This is a genomic window from Fibrobacter sp. UWH6, from assembly GCF_900142465.1.
Classification (GTDB): Bacteria; Fibrobacterota; Fibrobacteria; order Fibrobacterales; family Fibrobacteraceae; genus Fibrobacter.
The window spans coordinates 201,926-217,368 of sequence record NZ_FRAX01000005.1; the positions used below are offsets into that span (position 1 = coordinate 201,926).

Genomic DNA, 15,443 nt, shown 5'->3' on the forward strand with positions numbered 1-15,443 from the left:
CAGCCCCCTTCATTTAACCTCCACAAAAAACGGTTTATTTCTGCAAGAAAAGAGAACCCCATTTTTTAGAACGTCCCGCACAACAAGCCCTCCAAGAGAATCTCCCCTAAAAAAAGTTTTTCCATCCGAAATAAACAACTTCCCAGACACAACCCCCTGTACCCGCACAGAAGAATCGCATTTCATAGTCACAGTCCCCATGTAGGGTTTTAACTCCGTCACTTTTTCAGAGACTGTTTCTTCAGACACCATAGGCAATTCAGGAACCGTAGTCAATTCCGGAGGAACCACATCTTCCAGGGGAATTGATTTTTTCGAGGAGCCGATCCACCACAGCCACGCTCCAATTAAAAGAAATGCGAACACAACAAAAAAGATGGCGTACCTCGACAAGCCAACAAACCGATTATCATCACACAAATTGATTTCTCGCCCCAAGGGATCCATGGCAGCCCTTTTAAACAAGCCGTTTTTCCAGACCGTTTGCGATACATCTTTCGGACATTCAATCCGTATGAATTCCATAGTTTCATATCGACTAAAAAGAGCGTCTTGCTTCACAAAGCCCCTCAAGGTTTCAAGTCGATTTTTCAAAGAATCATCTTTTTCATAGCCGGTTTCCTCTAGCCAATGGCAAAGACGCCCTTCAAAGAAAATCAATACAGTGAGCGTCCCTCCTTCCCAAAAATAGAACAGCCCATTCCCACCCCAGTCCTTGCCCATTAGTTGACTACCTCGCAGGATTTCATCGGCGGCCCCATAAATCCAAAAACTTTTTGGAAGCATCCGAACCAAGCCCAAGTTTTTCCTCCATCCAACAATCCCTTTACAAGGTTCTAGATCTTCGCAACCAAGAACGGCCAGATAACGGAAACGACGACCTTCAGCCGAATTAAAGGATATCAGGGGAAACAGCCAATAGCGCCTACCAGCCATCCGCAACCTTTCGCACGTCAAGGGGAAATCCATTTCAAAGGATTCATGCAATTCCTGCACCGTGGGAGACTTGTCGTAAGTCGTCGTCCATTCCCAGGTCAGCAATTCACAATCAGCAGAATAACATCGCTTTATCACGGAACACGCCCACCTTCAAGATAATTCAGGTCTTCTATGTGAGGCGTTATAAAAATGGCAAGTTCATTTTCCTCTTCTTCCTCCGACACATAGCTGAACAATCGACCCACCAACGGCAAACTTCCTAAAAAGGGGACAGCCGACCGCACCTCCGTTTTGTTCTTGCGGATTAGCCCGCCAAGACAAAAAGTTTCCCCATCCTTCAACACCACAACCGTTTTTAGATTGCGGGTACTAATGTCTCGTGGACCATCTCCGGTACTACGTCCAGCGGTCTTTATTTCTGGCGAAACTTCCAGGGTAATACTTCCGTCCTGCGTGACCGTCGGCGTGATTTCTAGAGAAATTCCATCATTAAAGGAGCGGTAATCCGTAATGGGATAGCCATCTGCCGAAACTTGACTCACTAGATAGTAGACGGTATTGGTCACATTCAATTCGGCTTTATTACCGTTAATCGTGGCTAGCCTAGGCCGAGCCAACACTTCCGCAGAATTATTTTCTTCGAGGGCGGCCAATTCCATTTCAAAACGGTCCGGCAACACGCCCACCTTTCCAAAGGCCCCCGACTTTTGCCAACGGGAATCTGTAAAATCCCAGAACCCACGGAAGCCCACATTTTTCTCCCCCGTCTTACGGGCCGCCCCACCATGAATCCCGATTTCAAAATTTTTCCCCCGTTTAAATTCTACAATCAGACAAGACAATGTCACTTGCAAGGCAGGAACATCTACCTGGGACAGCAAATCTTCAGCCAAGCGAATATCTTCGCCGGAGCCATTCAACAGCAAGCTGTTCTGCTCCTTTACCTCTACAGCCACAAAACCGGAACTATGGGGAAACTTGGAAAGGAGCCCCAGCGCCCGTTCCGTATGCACATGTTTCAGAGTATAGAGCCGCGTTATTGATAACGTCTCTAGGCGTCCCGTTCCTGCCACATACAGGGTTTTACGATCCAGGGAGTATCCTAGACGGCGGTCCTTGAAAATAGCCGACAGCAACGTCTCCAACGGTACGTTTTTCAAACGGAGGCGAACCACTTCGGCCATTTCACCATAAAGCGCCAGGTCTAGGTTCGCCACATCGGACAATTCCTTTAGCACACGTTCTAGAGGAGCCTCATTGGCGTCAATGGAATAGCAGGAATCTCCCCACAAACTATCCTTCTGCAAAAAGACTTGCCCCACCTCCGCATGACCGAAAGTTCCAGAAACCCCATCGGCAGTAACGCTTTCAGATTCTGCATCACCGGCTTTTTCTACGCGAAAAGCAGCCCCGTCCCGCACCAACTTGAAACCATTAGACTTCATCAGCAGACGCAGGGCTTCTTCGGCCGTTACACCTTGAAGATTGCCGTTCACTTCCCCCTGTACCCCTTCCATCATCAGGACGTTCATTCCCGTGTTATTTCCAAATTCCCTTATAAAGTCAGCGATCCCCTTCTGCTTAACCGAAATCGAAATCAGGGAATCATGCATAGAGAACAGGTGCTCCCCGCGAATGCGGGCCTGCCGCACATGAAACACCTCTCCCGACTGGGCCAGCTCTAGCCCATGAGCCTCACACAGGGCCGCTAGTCCATCTAACACCCCCACCCCCTCAAGGTGAAAAGTGACACGGATATCCAGATTTCCATCTACCAGGATCGGCGTATCATAGGCCCGCGAAACAGAACGGACCACATCTGCAATCGGCGTGTCCACAAAATCCAAAGCGACCGCCTGCGCAAAGGCAACGCCGCTGAAAGCCCCCCAAAGGGCCCAGAACAGTACTTTTAAAGGATGCAAGAAATCCCGATTTGGTTAGGCTTATACCGCCCACAAGGGCGCCCGGCCAGGGATATAGAGAAAGCACTCCAATTTGAAGTGATGGAGATAATATATAAAACTGCAGACAATTTAACGCTAACTGGATAAAAAAAGCAACCGGCACATTTTTTACGTTTTTACAGCCCCTTTTTTACGAAAAATCCCTTGCCAACAGGTAGGGATATTCATAAATTTTGGACATGAAGATGATTTATGCTCTTACAGTTGCATTCGACGGCCGATGGTGGCGCGGACTCTAACATAGAGTCTGGTATTTGCAAATTGTATCGCGCGTTTAAAGCGTAAGAGCAAAGCAGCAAGGCTTCCAGACTCCCTGGAGGCCTTAAATTTTTCCAAGACAAATTGAAATCCTCCGGGTCGGAACCACAACCCTGTCTTGGGTCGTAAAGCCTCGCCAAAAAGAATTTTAATAAGTGCGTCATTCTGAACGCAGTGAAAGAATCCATGCTATGCTGGACCCTTCGCTTCACTCAGGGTGACGACGAAAAACGAAGGATTGAACATGAAGGAACCTCGTACCGACAGCATCTACGTCGCCCTCCCCGGCGAACGCTACACACCTTTCTCCCTGGGTAAGAAACTGGGTGCAAAGGCAATCTTTGAATCCGCAAGCTTTGCCCACGGCAAGAGCCGCTATTCCACCCTCATGGTGGACGAAGGTTTCCGTCTCCGCCAGAACGAAAAGAACGTGACCATCGTGGTTGACGGTCAGGAAAAGGAATTCCTCAAGGAAGGCGAAGGCGATATCCTGGATGCCCTCCTGAAGATTTCTGCAGAAAACACCGTGCCTCCTAACCAGATTCCTATTCCCTCCTCTGGCGTGGGCTACCTGGGTTACGAATTCTGCGCACGTTGCGACACTATTCACCTGGCTCCCCAGGTGGATGAACTGAACATTCCCGAAGCTGAATTCATGGTGGGTCACATCTACATCGTGTTCGACCACTACACCGAAAAGCTTCACCTGTTCGCCTTGAACTATGAAGAACACCAGATCGACTTGCCGGCCGCCATCAACAACGTGAAGAAGCGTCTGGCCGACATGGACTTCAGCTACCTGGCTCCGGAACCGGAAGTGGCCAAGGGTGTTACCGTTACCGATCTTTCCAAGTCCAAGGAAGAATACTCCGCCAAGGTGGAAGAACTGCAGAAGCACATTGTGGCAGGCGACATCGTTCAGGCCGTGCCTTCCCGCCGCATCCAGTTCGAAAGCGACATCGAGGCTCTGGACATTTACCGTCGCCTCCGTTCCGTGAACCCGTCTCCTTACATGTTCTACCTGGATTACGGCACCCACCAGTTTATTGGTGCATCTCCAGAAAGCCTGGTACGCGTCCGTGATGGTATCGCAACCATCCATCCTATTGCCGGCACACGCCGCCGCGGTAAGGACGAAAAGGAAGATTATGATCTGATGAAGGAACTGAAGAACGATCCGAAGGAACGTGCAGAACACTTGATGCTCGTTGACTTGGCTCGTAACGATTTGGGTCGCGTCTGTGCCGCCGGAACCGTGGAAGCCATGAAGTACATGGAATGTGAAAAGTACAGCCACGTGATCCACCTGGTCTCTGACGTTCAGGGCAAGGTTAGCGCCGGCAAGAAGTCCATCGAAGTACTTCGTTCCAGCTTCCCTGCAGGTACCGTGAGCGGCGCCCCCAAGATCAGCGCTATCGAAATCCTTTCTGGCCTCGAAAAGGTCAAACGTCGCTTCTATGCAGGCGCTGTAGGTTACATTGAATCCGATGGCGACCTGGACTTCTGTATTTCTATCCGTTGCTGTCTCAAACAGGGCAAGAAGATTACCTTGCAGGCTGGCGGTGGCATTGTGGCCGCCTCCAACGCAGAACGCGAATTTGAAGAAACTAACGAAAAGCTGGGCGCTGTCCGCGCAGTCCTGGAAGGAAGTAGGTAGTGATTAGTAAACAGTGGTTAGTAAACAGTGAATGACAGATACCAATCACAAGCCACTAACGACTAACCACTAACTACTTATCACCAACCACTAATCACTAACCACTAACCACTTTTTTATCATGATCGTTTTAATTGACAACTACGATTCTTTCACCTACAATGTGTATCAGGCTCTGGCCAAGATCACTAACGAAGAAATCCGCGTGCTCCGCAGCAAGGAATGCACCATCGCAGACATCGAAGCACTGAACCCCAGCCGCCTCATTGTGAGCCCGGGCCCGGGTCGCCCTGAAGATGCAGGCATCTCTGTTGAAGCCATCAGGCACTTCGCAGGCAAGCTCCCCATTCTCGGCATCTGCCTTGGTCACCAGGCTATTGGCTACGCTTTCGGTGCAAAGATCGTTGGCGCAAAGTTCATCAAGCACGGCATCGTCGAAGAAATCAACCTGGACGGTAAGGGTCTCTTCCGCACCATGGGCGCAAAGAATTCCTTCACCCGCTACCACAGCCTTGTCATTGACGAAACCACCCTCCCGCCGGAATTCGAAGTGACCGCCCGCGCCACAGACGGCGACATTATGGGCATTCGTCACAAGACCTTGGATATCGAAGGTGTGCAGTTCCATCCGGAATCCATCGCCAGCGACAGGGAAGCCGATTTCTTCAAGGCATTCCTCAACTACCGTCGTGAACCGCAGAACATTCGCGGTGTATTGAACACTCTCATGGAAGGCAAGGACCTGACTCGCGAAACTGCTGAAATGTTCATGGACGACTTGACCGATGGCATTATGGATGAACGCCAGATGGCAGCAATCCTTACAGCACTTTCCTGCAAGGGCCCAGTTTCTGATGAAATCGCCGGCTGCGCCGCTGTGCTTAGCCGCAAGAAGCGCAAATTCCCAATGTCTGGTGACGAACTTACCGACATCGTGGGTACCGGTGGCGACGGCAAGGGTAGTTTCAATGTGAGCTCCATGTCTGGCCTTATCGCAGCAACCTGTGGTTGTAAGATTGCAAAGCACGGCAACCGCGCAGTTTCCAGTAAGTCCGGTGCAGCAAACTTCTACACCGCTGCAGGCTTCAAGCTGGACATGACTCCGGAAAAGGCTGCCGAAGTTCTGCAGAAGACCGGTTTCGTATTCTTGATGGCTCCGGTCTACCACGGTGCAATGCGTTACGCAGGTCCTGTTCGTGGTTGCCTCGGCATCAAGACCATCATGAACCTCATCGGACCTCTCACCAACCCTGCAGAAGCCAAGTACCTCTGCCTGGGCGTTTACAGCAAGGCCGTTTTGGAACCGTTTACCAAGGCTGCTCATGCTCTGGGTGCAAAGCGTGTCATGGTCGCCTTGAGCGACGACGGCTACGATGAAATTTCTCCTTGCGTTCCCACCACCATCGCAGAAATCCTGGAAGATGGCGTTTACAAGGAATACCGCATCGACCCAAAGGACTTCGGCGTTCCCGCTGTAGATGAAGACGACCTGGCAGGCGGAACCGGCGAAGAAAACTTCAAGCTGGCTATGGACTTGCTCAACGGCAAGGGCCGCCCGGGCATCAAGTACGCCTGCGCCCTGAACGCTGGCGCCGCCCTCTACATCAGCAAGAAGGCCACCACCATCAAGGAAGGCTACGACATGGCCATGAAGGCAATCGAAGACGGCTCCGTGCTGAAGAAGATCGAAGCCGTGAAGGTTGCTAGTAATTCCTAATTAGAACATCGCGGAGACCATGCGCCTCACGGTGTCATCCTGAGCGTTAGCGATATAGAATTGTTGGAACTTTAGTTCCTTACAATTCTTAGGTTCAAAGGAGCAGAATCTAGAAACAGAAAGGACCTGAGAAAACTCAGGTCCTTTTTTTGCATTTTTAATATTGCAAAGTCTCTAAACTGACGGCACGATAAACACATGCCATTTGCCAACATCTTTCCCGCGTTCAATATAATGGCAATCAAGAAGGTGCTGAACCAGCTTGTTAACAGCTGAAATTCGAATACCAAGTTTTCGCTGAATATCGGCAAGCGTCAAAACCGGTTCACTTTGCATAAGGTTTAAAATCCGGCCATAATTCGGGGTGCGAAATTCAACGCACTCGCCATCATACCACCAGATATTTTCACCACACTTTGTAAGAAAGCGAACATCGCCATCAATTTCTTGCGCCACCATATTCTTAAAATACTTGAGAAATGGAGCGATAGTTCGCAACGAGGCATTCGCGCCTAATGTCGGCGCAGCACCTACAGCCAAATCGGCTGCATGCAAAGCTTCCAGGTATTCGTCTTTCTTTCGACTGCGAACAACTACCATGGGAATATCATGTTTCGCCAAAATGTAATTGACTAGCAAACGAGCGATTCGACCATTTCCATCTTCGAATGGGTGGATTCTAATATACCGATAATGGAACAGCGCGGCCAATTCCACAGGGGACAACTTCCCCTCTTTTTCTGCAGCATTATACCAATCCACCAAATCCGTCATCAGTGCAGGAGTTTCTTCTGGTGACGCATAGTCGAACCGATCTCCATAACGCGTAATGACACTATTTGGGCGTGTCTTGTATTGCCCTGCGTGAACCACATACCCGACTTGCATTCCACCAGGCAGTTCCCGATGAACGGAATAATCCTCCCGCAGTAGAGTATGATGCAGGCCTCGTATAAAATTTTGTGTAAGTGGAGTTTCCTTGATTTTAGCTTCAGCCACCATCATCTTGAGAGACACTTCGCTGGCCACCATCTCCTGAACGCTCCGCACGTTCGCTTCACCAATCACCTTCCCGAACAGCAAAAGGATTTCCGTCTGTCCATAAGTAAGGGTGTTCCCCTCGATATGGTTGCTGTTATAGTTGAAGTCAACGGAAAAACGACGAGCAAGACGAGCCCTATTTTCATCTGAAATAGGCTGGAGTTTTCTCCACGCATCAAGGGCTTTTTCTAATGTTAGGTATCTCACGCCATCTAAAGTAGCAAAATTTCGTAAAAAAGGTAGTCAAACAACCACCTTTTTGCAAACTTTTCGTTCTAAACGGAGTATTTTAGGTAAAAGTTTAGTTAGAGTTCTGGAGACAACGCACTGAGTTACCGTAGTCCTTATCGTAGTAGCCCATGTAGGCATCCTCGAGGCTGTAGCCCAAGTACATGTAGTAGGCGCAGTCGCTATAGTTCTCGTACTGAGAGGCAGACCAGAAGAGGGCGTAGCTGCCGGCATAGTTGAAATAGCCATTGTAGCTTCTGTTGCCTGCAGGGAGCGCGGAGAAGCCGTAGGCATCCGTTCCGTTGCCATTGCCGGACCAGCCACTGCCCGACTTAAGAGCCTTACCAGCAGCGCTGGAACCACCAACAGCCTTGAACAATGTTTGCCATTCGTCGTATGTTGGCAAATGCCAACCACTGGGGCACACGCCTTGAACAACTGTCGGCAGCGTACAGGTCTTACCATAACCGCAAGTCTGAGGATTATCAGCATCATTTGCCAAGGCAACAGAGTCAATGGCTGCAGCCCAGGTGTAAAGGCGACCATACTTAGCACAAGAATCTGCGGCATTTTCATAGCACCAGGACTTGCCCTTCAGGCTCGGCATTTTTGTAGAATCGGCATAGTTCAGGTTCTCGGCCATCCACACCTGATCGCCGATCTTAACGGTCTTGTAGGTTTTATTGTCGCGTTTATCAGTCATGGTGCCGTAGGTGATTTCCGGGTTCAGAAATTCATCCTTCGTCACATCAAAAAGACCGCGACTACTACTGGACTTCGGGTCGTCATTCTTACTGCTGGAGGAACCGGGTTTGACATCCAAGTCAGACGAGGAACTGCTCGGCTTGACAGATGAAGAAGAGTCTATTTTGTCAGATGAAGAGGAACCGGGTTTGACACTGGAAGATGAAGCGTCCTCCGAAATAACAGACGAAGAAGATTCCTTGTCCGCATTTTCGTTATTTGCAGAAGAAACGCTATCGTCACAGGCCACCATGCCCAAAACCATGGCCACAACGCTTATTCCATAAAACAGCTTTCTCATCGAAACTTCTCCTTGAATCACCTACAAGATAAAAAATATTCAAAATTTTTCCACGGGAACAACCTTAATAACATACCCGTTCTTTTCAATGACCCGTTCATCATTCCATGTTACGATAGTAAGGTTATCGCACTTCAGTTCGCCAGCGCATTCCACAAGGCTACCCACCTCTCGCTTTTCTGTTTTTTCGTTCGACATCTCGTAACAAACTTGAATTAGCTGCTTTACCTTGTTACCTTCACGAACTACAAAATCCGTTTCCTTGTCATTGCGGGAATGGTAGTAGAACAAGGATTTTTCGGTATCGTACCCACGACGAAGCAATTCAATAAAGACTTGATTTTCCAGAAGTTTTCCCAGATTTTCGCTAAGACTAAACGCCCTCGACGAAACAAAGCCATTGTCAACCACATAGACCTTGCGCGGAGCCTTTTTCATCAGTTTCAATTTGTTGTTGTATCTATCCAGATAATAGAACAGGAATGGCTCATGCAAATAGTCCATGAACTTTTTTGTCGTGGCAACACTGGAAAGGCCAAGGTCATCCGCCACATCGTTGTAGCTAAATGTTCCCGTAAAATTTGCAAGAAGGAATGTAGCCACATTGTTCAGGTCCGTAACATTTCGGATCTTGTGCCTGCGAACCACATCCTTGTACACAATGGAATCGAATAGTGTCTGCAAGTATGTTTGCGTTATGGCCCGATGCGACACCGTTTCTGGATAACCCCCGTTTTTAAGATAATCGTCCTTGGTCAATTCCCGATTAAACGCGTTCGTTTCAAACAAACTAAAAGGCAGCATCTTGATTTCAAGATATCGCCCCGTAAGCACGGTTGCCATTTCTCCCGAAAGCATGTTGGCGTTACTACCTGTTATAACCAGGTTGTACCCACGACGAAAAAGCTTGCCGACCCAAACATCCCAGCCACTTACGTTCTGGACTTCGTCAAGCAAAAGGTACTGAAAATTCGGGTACACCTCGTTCAGCAGCATTTCCGCCTGTTCCTCGTTCCAGCCTTTTAGCAATTCATTGTCATCGAAATTCAGGTAAGCAAAATTCTTCCCGCGCAGCATCAAAATAGCCTGGGTAGATTTTCCCACGCGACGAGGCCCCGTTAACAACTTTATGTTCGGGCTCTGGAGCAAGGCATCAAAATCATACACTGTTTGACGTGTAAGGTAAGGCTCCGCCAAAAGGCGGTCCCGTTCTTTTCGCTGATTGAGCATGGCACTTTTCATGCCTTAAAAATAGCATTTTTAGTCAACAAAACAACCATATTGAACAAAAAAGGTTAATTTTTATTCAATACAGCAAGCAAATTGAATAAAATGAATCTTTCTATGAAAGGCTGAGCACGGTATTTAAACTCGCCAAAAGTCATCAAAAAACAGAGATTTGGCAAAGTATAACGGAGTCTTTATAAAAATTTCCCTACTTCTTCAAGAATTTTCATTGGGCATAATTCCTCCAAATCAAAATATTGGCATCATAGTGACTCATATAGCCATGGTAACTTTGCAATCGTGCAGCCTGGCAAAGCAAATCTGCAGAAGGCTTTGCAACACATTCCCTGAAGTTTCTAACAATACGCCGCCCAGGATAAACCCGCCACGGCAAGATATACACCCCCAAAAATGCAAAGCCGTTCTGCACTGGTTGAAGATACACCTTTTTCGGATGCAAGTTCAGCGCTAGCTGCGAGGCAACAAAATCCCGGATTTGGTCAACAGCATCCAGCAACACACGTTTGTCGCGATGCACCAGCACCATGTCATCCACATAGCGACCATAGCATCTAATTTTCAAGATTCGTTTTACGAACTGGTCCAAGGGATTCAAGTAAATATTGCCAAATAACTGCGATGTCAGATTCCCGATAGGAAGTCCCTGATTTTCCGGCAGTCCCATCAACGACTTATTGGCGGGCAAGTCGTTCCATGCGCTGCGGGGGCTACGAAACCGGGCGTTCTTCAGCGGATCATTATACACGAAAATCCTGATCAAGAATGTACACAGATCCTTATCGGGAACTCCACGCCACTTTACCTTACGCAACCCTTCAATACACAAACCATAAAGAATGTCGCGATTAATGCCCATGAAGAACCCGCTTATATCCAAGCGCAAAACCCAGCACTCTTGGCTAAAATTTTTGCTTTCTGAACTAACAAAAGCCTTGGCTCGTTTTATACCAAAGTCGGTACCCTTGCCCACACGGCAGCTGTAGCAATCGAAAATAAACTGCCGGTCGAATATGGGGTAAATCCAGTTGTATAGCAGATGATGTACCACGCGATCGCGAAAATTGGCGGCGATGATTTCACGCTTTACTGGCTTTTCGTTAATGAAGCAGATACTGGGCAAAGGAACATAGGTCCTATTTTGCAGTTCGTATGCCAATGCAAGCAGATTACTTTCCAGGTTCCGTTCAAAGTCAAGCTGATTCTGGGTATTGCGCTTGTGCTTGCGGGCCTCGCGATAGGCAATGTAGAGTTCACCAAGCAAGCTGTTCATGTAAATTCTTCAGAGTTCTGGAGACAACGAACGGAGTTACCGTTGTTCTTATTGTTGTTGTTCATGTTGGCATTCTCGTTGTTGTAGTTCAAGTTCATGTTATAGGCGTTGTTGCTATTGTTCTCGCTAGCAGACCAGAAGTTGGCGTTGTTGCCGGCATTGTTGAAATTGCCATTGTTGTTTCTGTTGCCTGCAGGGAGCGCGGAGAAGCCGTAGGCCCTACATGAATTTGATGGGCAGCCGCTATTAAACACGGCATGGAGTGCCTTGCGGCAGGCCATCGCCATGGGTTTGTCTACTCCTCTGCATCGCAGGCGAGAGCGGGCTGCTGAACTCTGAAAGGTTTTCTCCCACGGTGTCATTACCGCAAGACTCTAACCGTAAAAGATTCAATATGGTTTCAATTTTTGCATTTACGAAAATCCACTGGTTGTTCGCGATTTGTTTAAGGTCCTGTAATATGCGAAGCTGGATCCTTGCACGCACCAGTATTTGCATGGCACGATCAAAGTCGAACTTGGCAAAACCCTGCATGGCAAGCTGCATCATCTCCAGAAGTTCCATGGAGTCGTTGCGCAGCCTATCGCCAAGGCCGAACTTGTAATTCTTGTAGAACTTACCCGTACGCCTGCATATATCCAAGGTATAGTCGTACATTTCGCGATAGGCAAGCATCATGTTTCGTGGGTTTACATTGGAATGAGATTCCTGTTTTTTTGAAGCGGGCGAAGTCTTTGGCACCGCCCCAAGCACAGACTTTTTCCAATCGTCAAAGTTCTCTAATACGGGTAACCCAGTAATTACTACATGATTCTCATCAATAACCTTGTAACTGTACTTGCCATCGCATTCCTCCTGGATTTTAGCAAGCAATGTATCAGGGAATCCGAGATACACCATTTCGGCCGAGATGTTCTTGAAAAATCGGGCATTGATTTTAAACGGTCGGAACAACTTACTGAACAGAAATGAAGATCGTTCCCAGGCCTGCCAGAATTTACTATCGCGAACTAAATGGATTTCACACCGGTTTTGCGACTCTATGCTATAAATTTTTTCAATTTTCATTCCACATTCACCTTTTTTTTTACACAAGCAAATATAGATTACACAAGTGTCATATTTTGACATAGGTTACTTTTCCAAAAAAAATCGACCCGCCCTTTTGGGGCGGGGATGATTTTTTTCCGGCTTCGCCGGGTCCGTTCCCTTTGGGCTTCGCCCTTTTGGATCGGACCTACGCGCCTGCTTTGTCCACAGAGTGGATAACAGCGACTAAAGAACTGAAGTTCGAAGTCTCGCTGTATAGCTGGCGCGTGCTAGTGGTGCTACGCACCTCTAGTTAGAGTTCTGGAGACAACGAACGGAGTAACCGGCGTACTTACTGCGGCTGTCCATGTTGGCACTCCCGCGGCGGTAGAGCAAGTTCATGTAATAGGCGTAGTTGCTATCGTTCTCGCTAGCAGACCAGAAGAGGGCGTAGTAGCCGGCATTGTAGAAAATGCCATCGTCGTATCTGTCGCCTGCAGGGAGCGCGGAGAAGCCGTAGGTATCCGTTCCGTTGCCATTGCCGGACCAGCCACTGCCCGACTTAAGAGCCTTACCAGCAGCGCTGGAACCACCAACAGCCTTGAACAATGTTTGCCATTCGTCGTATGTTGGCAAATGCCAGCCGCTGGGACACACACCCTGCACAATAGCCGGCAGAGTACAAGTCTTGCCGAAGCCGCAAGTCTGAGGATTATCAGCATCATTTGCCAAGGCAACAGAGTCAATGGCTGCAGCCCAGGTGTAAAGGCGACCGGTTACATCGCAATTCTCTGCCTTATTATCATAGCACCAGGACTTACCCTTCAGGCTCGGCATTTTTGTAGAATCGGCATAGTTCAGGTTCTCGGCCATCCACACCTGATCGCCGATCTTTACGGTCTTATAGGTCTTATTGTCGCGTTTATCAGTCATGGTGCCGTAGGTGATTTCCGGATTCAGACGAGCTTCCTTTGGCACATCAAAAGTCCAGTCTCCCATCAGGCTTACCCAGCCCTTGCTAGAGCAGTAGTACTTGTTGGTTGCAGTCTCCTTGCCGTTCATGGTCTTGCCCACTTCGGCACTGGTGCACTTTTCGCCATAGGTGTCGTAGTCTATTTCTGCAGCCACCTGCCAGTTGCTGTTCTTGCACACGTAGTAAGTTTCGCCGCTCTTGCCGATTTCGCCGGTGCGGTTGGTGGTGCAGCCCATTAGGCCCAGGCTCACATCATTTGCATTCGTAGCCACCCACTGATCCAGGGCCTCGTCGTACTTGTACTGCACATCGGTGGAGTCCCCCTTCTTGATATCACCATCGCTACCTTCTACCCAACCCTGGGTATCAACGGTAATGTTGTTGGTGGATTCCCACTTGCGGTTCTTGCAAATGTACCAGGTTCCATTCACCTTGCCCGTATTCAAAGAAATGTCGGCTTCGCGAGTTTCGGTGCAACCGCCAAGGGCGGCTTCAACCGTGGAGGCGTTTCTCCAAGCATTTTTAGCGCCGTCGTAAACATAGTTCACGGACTTGGTTACGCTTCCCTGCTTGATTTCGCCATCTTCGCCGGCAGCCCACTGGTAAGTGTCCTTTTCAATGTCGCTAGCTTCTACCCAACCCTCGCCATTACAGATATAGCGGGTTTTAGTACCATAGGCTTCAACAAGTTCATTGGTGGTTGCGGCAACCACGCCCTTGCTATCGGCTTCGCAAGCCTCAAGGCCATAATTTGCATACCAGAAATTGCGCACATACTTTTCAAAGTCCGGAGCCGAACCCAACCCCCAGCTATTGATGTTGGAACGAATCGAAGATAGCTTGCCATTCAAGTCTTGTTCGTTAGCCCAGTCCGCAATCTTTGCCTTAGTGGAAGCGTCATTCCATTCGCCATCCTTCTCGATGTCGGTTGCGAACTTTGTCAAAAGTTCCGTGAGTTCCGCTTCGCTGCGATTACCCTGCATCAAAATGCTGAAGGCCAAAAGGGCGGCATTACCCTCGCCCTTGCTAAAGATGTTCAGGTCTTCGGAGTTCGCAAAATCGCCCTGGATACCAAAGGCGTTGAAGATTTCTGCTTCGGCCTGTTTCTTGGCAGCAGGAACATTCACGCCGGTGCCCACCAGGTAAAGGGCGCGTTCATATTCAAGGTGAGTCAGCAAGTTGATGTTCACCTTTTCGCGGTCGCTAAGGTCTGTAAGTGCGTTCAAGGTAATGGTACCGCCAGACTTTTTACCGCTGACTTCATTGCGGTAGTAGCCGCTGGCTTCGAGCAATGCATACTGGCTAGCCAAGGTAACGCTAGATACTCCGAACTCACCGTTGTCGCTGGTAATCTTGCCCGTAAAGCTCTTGCCGGTCTGTGCGTAGGTTTCGCCATCCAGTTCATAAAGCTTAACCGCCGAACCCGTCACAAACGGTCCCTTTTGGCTAACGCCTGCAATGGACTTATCCTTCACCTTCACAACATCAGGCTGTTCGTAGGCCGTGGAATCCTGCTCATACTTGAAACTGCTACTGGACATCGGGTCGTCCTTCTTGCTACTGGAAGAGCCTGGCTTGACAGAAGAAGAGGAACTAGGCTTGACAGATGAAGAAGAGTCTATTTTGTCAGATGAAGAGGAACTAGGCTTGACACTCGACGAGGAATCGTCGCCGTCCGTTTCGTCATCGGAAATCCATTTGCCGTCTTCGCAGATGTAGGCGGTCTTTTCATCCTTCACGTAGGCGGTAGCGCCCTCCCGCTTGTCGCTGCAAACAGGCAAGTCATCGAAAGTCGCAACAACCAAATCGGCCTCAGAAACGGAACCATTTGCAGAGGTCCCGGAATTGGACTCGCCGTCACCGCAGGCCCAAAAGGCCAACGGGGCACAAAGCAGCGGAAGCATCAGCGAAATCTTTTTACGCATATAAAACTCCTAGGGTAAAATGGAGGTTGTCTATAAATAGGAATATACGTTTTTTTATAGATGAGTGCAACAGATAAGTGCTAACTCAGCCCTTACAAGCGGGCAATGCTCGCAGCAAATTCAACAAAATCGCTTAGGTTATTCTTGAC

General features: G+C 48.7%; 11 protein-coding genes. 2 read left to right on the top strand and 9 right to left on the bottom strand.

Annotated elements, in window-relative coordinates:
* Window positions 1–9: 9 nt before the first annotated feature.
* Together BUB73_RS06750 and BUB73_RS06755 are read right to left on the bottom strand one after the other, a co-directional pair.
* Entirely contained in the window at window positions 10–936 is a 927-nt protein-coding gene (locus BUB73_RS06750) for a hypothetical protein (protein ID WP_139259137.1), read from the bottom strand.
* 134 nt (window positions 937–1,070) lie between these two features.
* Window positions 1,071–2,777, bottom strand: a complete 1,707-nt coding sequence (locus tag BUB73_RS06755; RefSeq protein ID WP_249269314.1) for a type II and III secretion system protein — start codon at window positions 2,775–2,777, stop codon at window positions 1,071–1,073.
* 628 nt (window positions 2,778–3,405) lie between these two features.
* Here BUB73_RS06755 and BUB73_RS06760 point away from each other — a divergent pair.
* Window positions 3,406–4,818 carry an anthranilate synthase component I family protein gene (locus BUB73_RS06760; RefSeq protein WP_073284573.1) on the top strand — a complete coding sequence of 471 codons (1,413 nt, stop codon included), beginning with the start codon at window positions 3,406–3,408 and terminating at the stop codon, window positions 4,816–4,818.
* Window positions 4,819–4,939: 121 nt separating this feature from the next.
* The gene (locus BUB73_RS06765) at window positions 4,940–6,535 is read left to right on the top strand and encodes a bifunctional anthranilate synthase component II/anthranilate phosphoribosyltransferase (RefSeq protein ID WP_073284576.1); all 1,596 of its coding nucleotides are present in this window, start codon (window positions 4,940–4,942) and stop codon (window positions 6,533–6,535) included.
* Between the two features lie 174 nt (window positions 6,536–6,709).
* On the opposite strand, the gene BUB73_RS06770 is transcribed toward BUB73_RS06765, so the two are convergent.
* The 7 genes from BUB73_RS06770 to BUB73_RS17675 form a co-directional block, all read right to left on the bottom strand.
* The gene (locus BUB73_RS06770; protein WP_073284579.1) at window positions 6,710–7,783 is read right to left on the bottom strand and encodes a Fic family protein; all 1,074 of its coding nucleotides are present in this window, start codon (window positions 7,781–7,783) and stop codon (window positions 6,710–6,712) included.
* Window positions 7,784–7,877: 94 nt separating this feature from the next.
* A complete protein-coding gene (locus BUB73_RS06775) occupies window positions 7,878–8,849 on the bottom strand; it encodes a fibrobacter succinogenes major paralogous domain-containing protein (protein ID WP_073284582.1) in 972 nt (323 codons plus the stop codon).
* A gap of 39 nt (window positions 8,850–8,888) precedes the next feature.
* Window positions 8,889–10,091: an ATP-binding protein gene (locus tag BUB73_RS06780; RefSeq protein WP_073284584.1), complete on the bottom strand. Its 1,203-nt coding sequence runs from the start codon at window positions 10,089–10,091 to the stop codon at window positions 8,889–8,891.
* A 211-nt stretch (window positions 10,092–10,302) separates the two neighbouring features.
* Window positions 10,303–11,367: an RNA-directed DNA polymerase gene (locus tag BUB73_RS06785; protein ID WP_073284587.1), complete on the bottom strand. Its 1,065-nt coding sequence runs from the start codon at window positions 11,365–11,367 to the stop codon at window positions 10,303–10,305.
* Window positions 11,364–11,654, bottom strand: coding sequence for an FISUMP domain-containing protein (locus tag BUB73_RS06790; protein WP_158236663.1), 291 nt, complete (start codon window positions 11,652–11,654; stop codon window positions 11,364–11,366). The genes BUB73_RS06785 and BUB73_RS06790 overlap by 4 nt, the downstream gene beginning before the upstream one ends.
* On the bottom strand, window positions 11,614–12,435 hold the full coding sequence (locus BUB73_RS16880; protein WP_073284590.1) for a four helix bundle protein: 822 nt from the start codon (window positions 12,433–12,435) through the stop codon (window positions 11,614–11,616). Before BUB73_RS16880 ends, BUB73_RS06790 begins: the two co-directional genes overlap by 41 nt.
* 270 nt (window positions 12,436–12,705) lie before the next feature.
* On the bottom strand, window positions 12,706–15,294 hold the full coding sequence (locus BUB73_RS17675; protein WP_073284593.1) for a fibrobacter succinogenes major paralogous domain-containing protein: 2,589 nt from the start codon (window positions 15,292–15,294) through the stop codon (window positions 12,706–12,708).
* Between the last annotated feature and the right edge of the window lie 149 nt (window positions 15,295–15,443).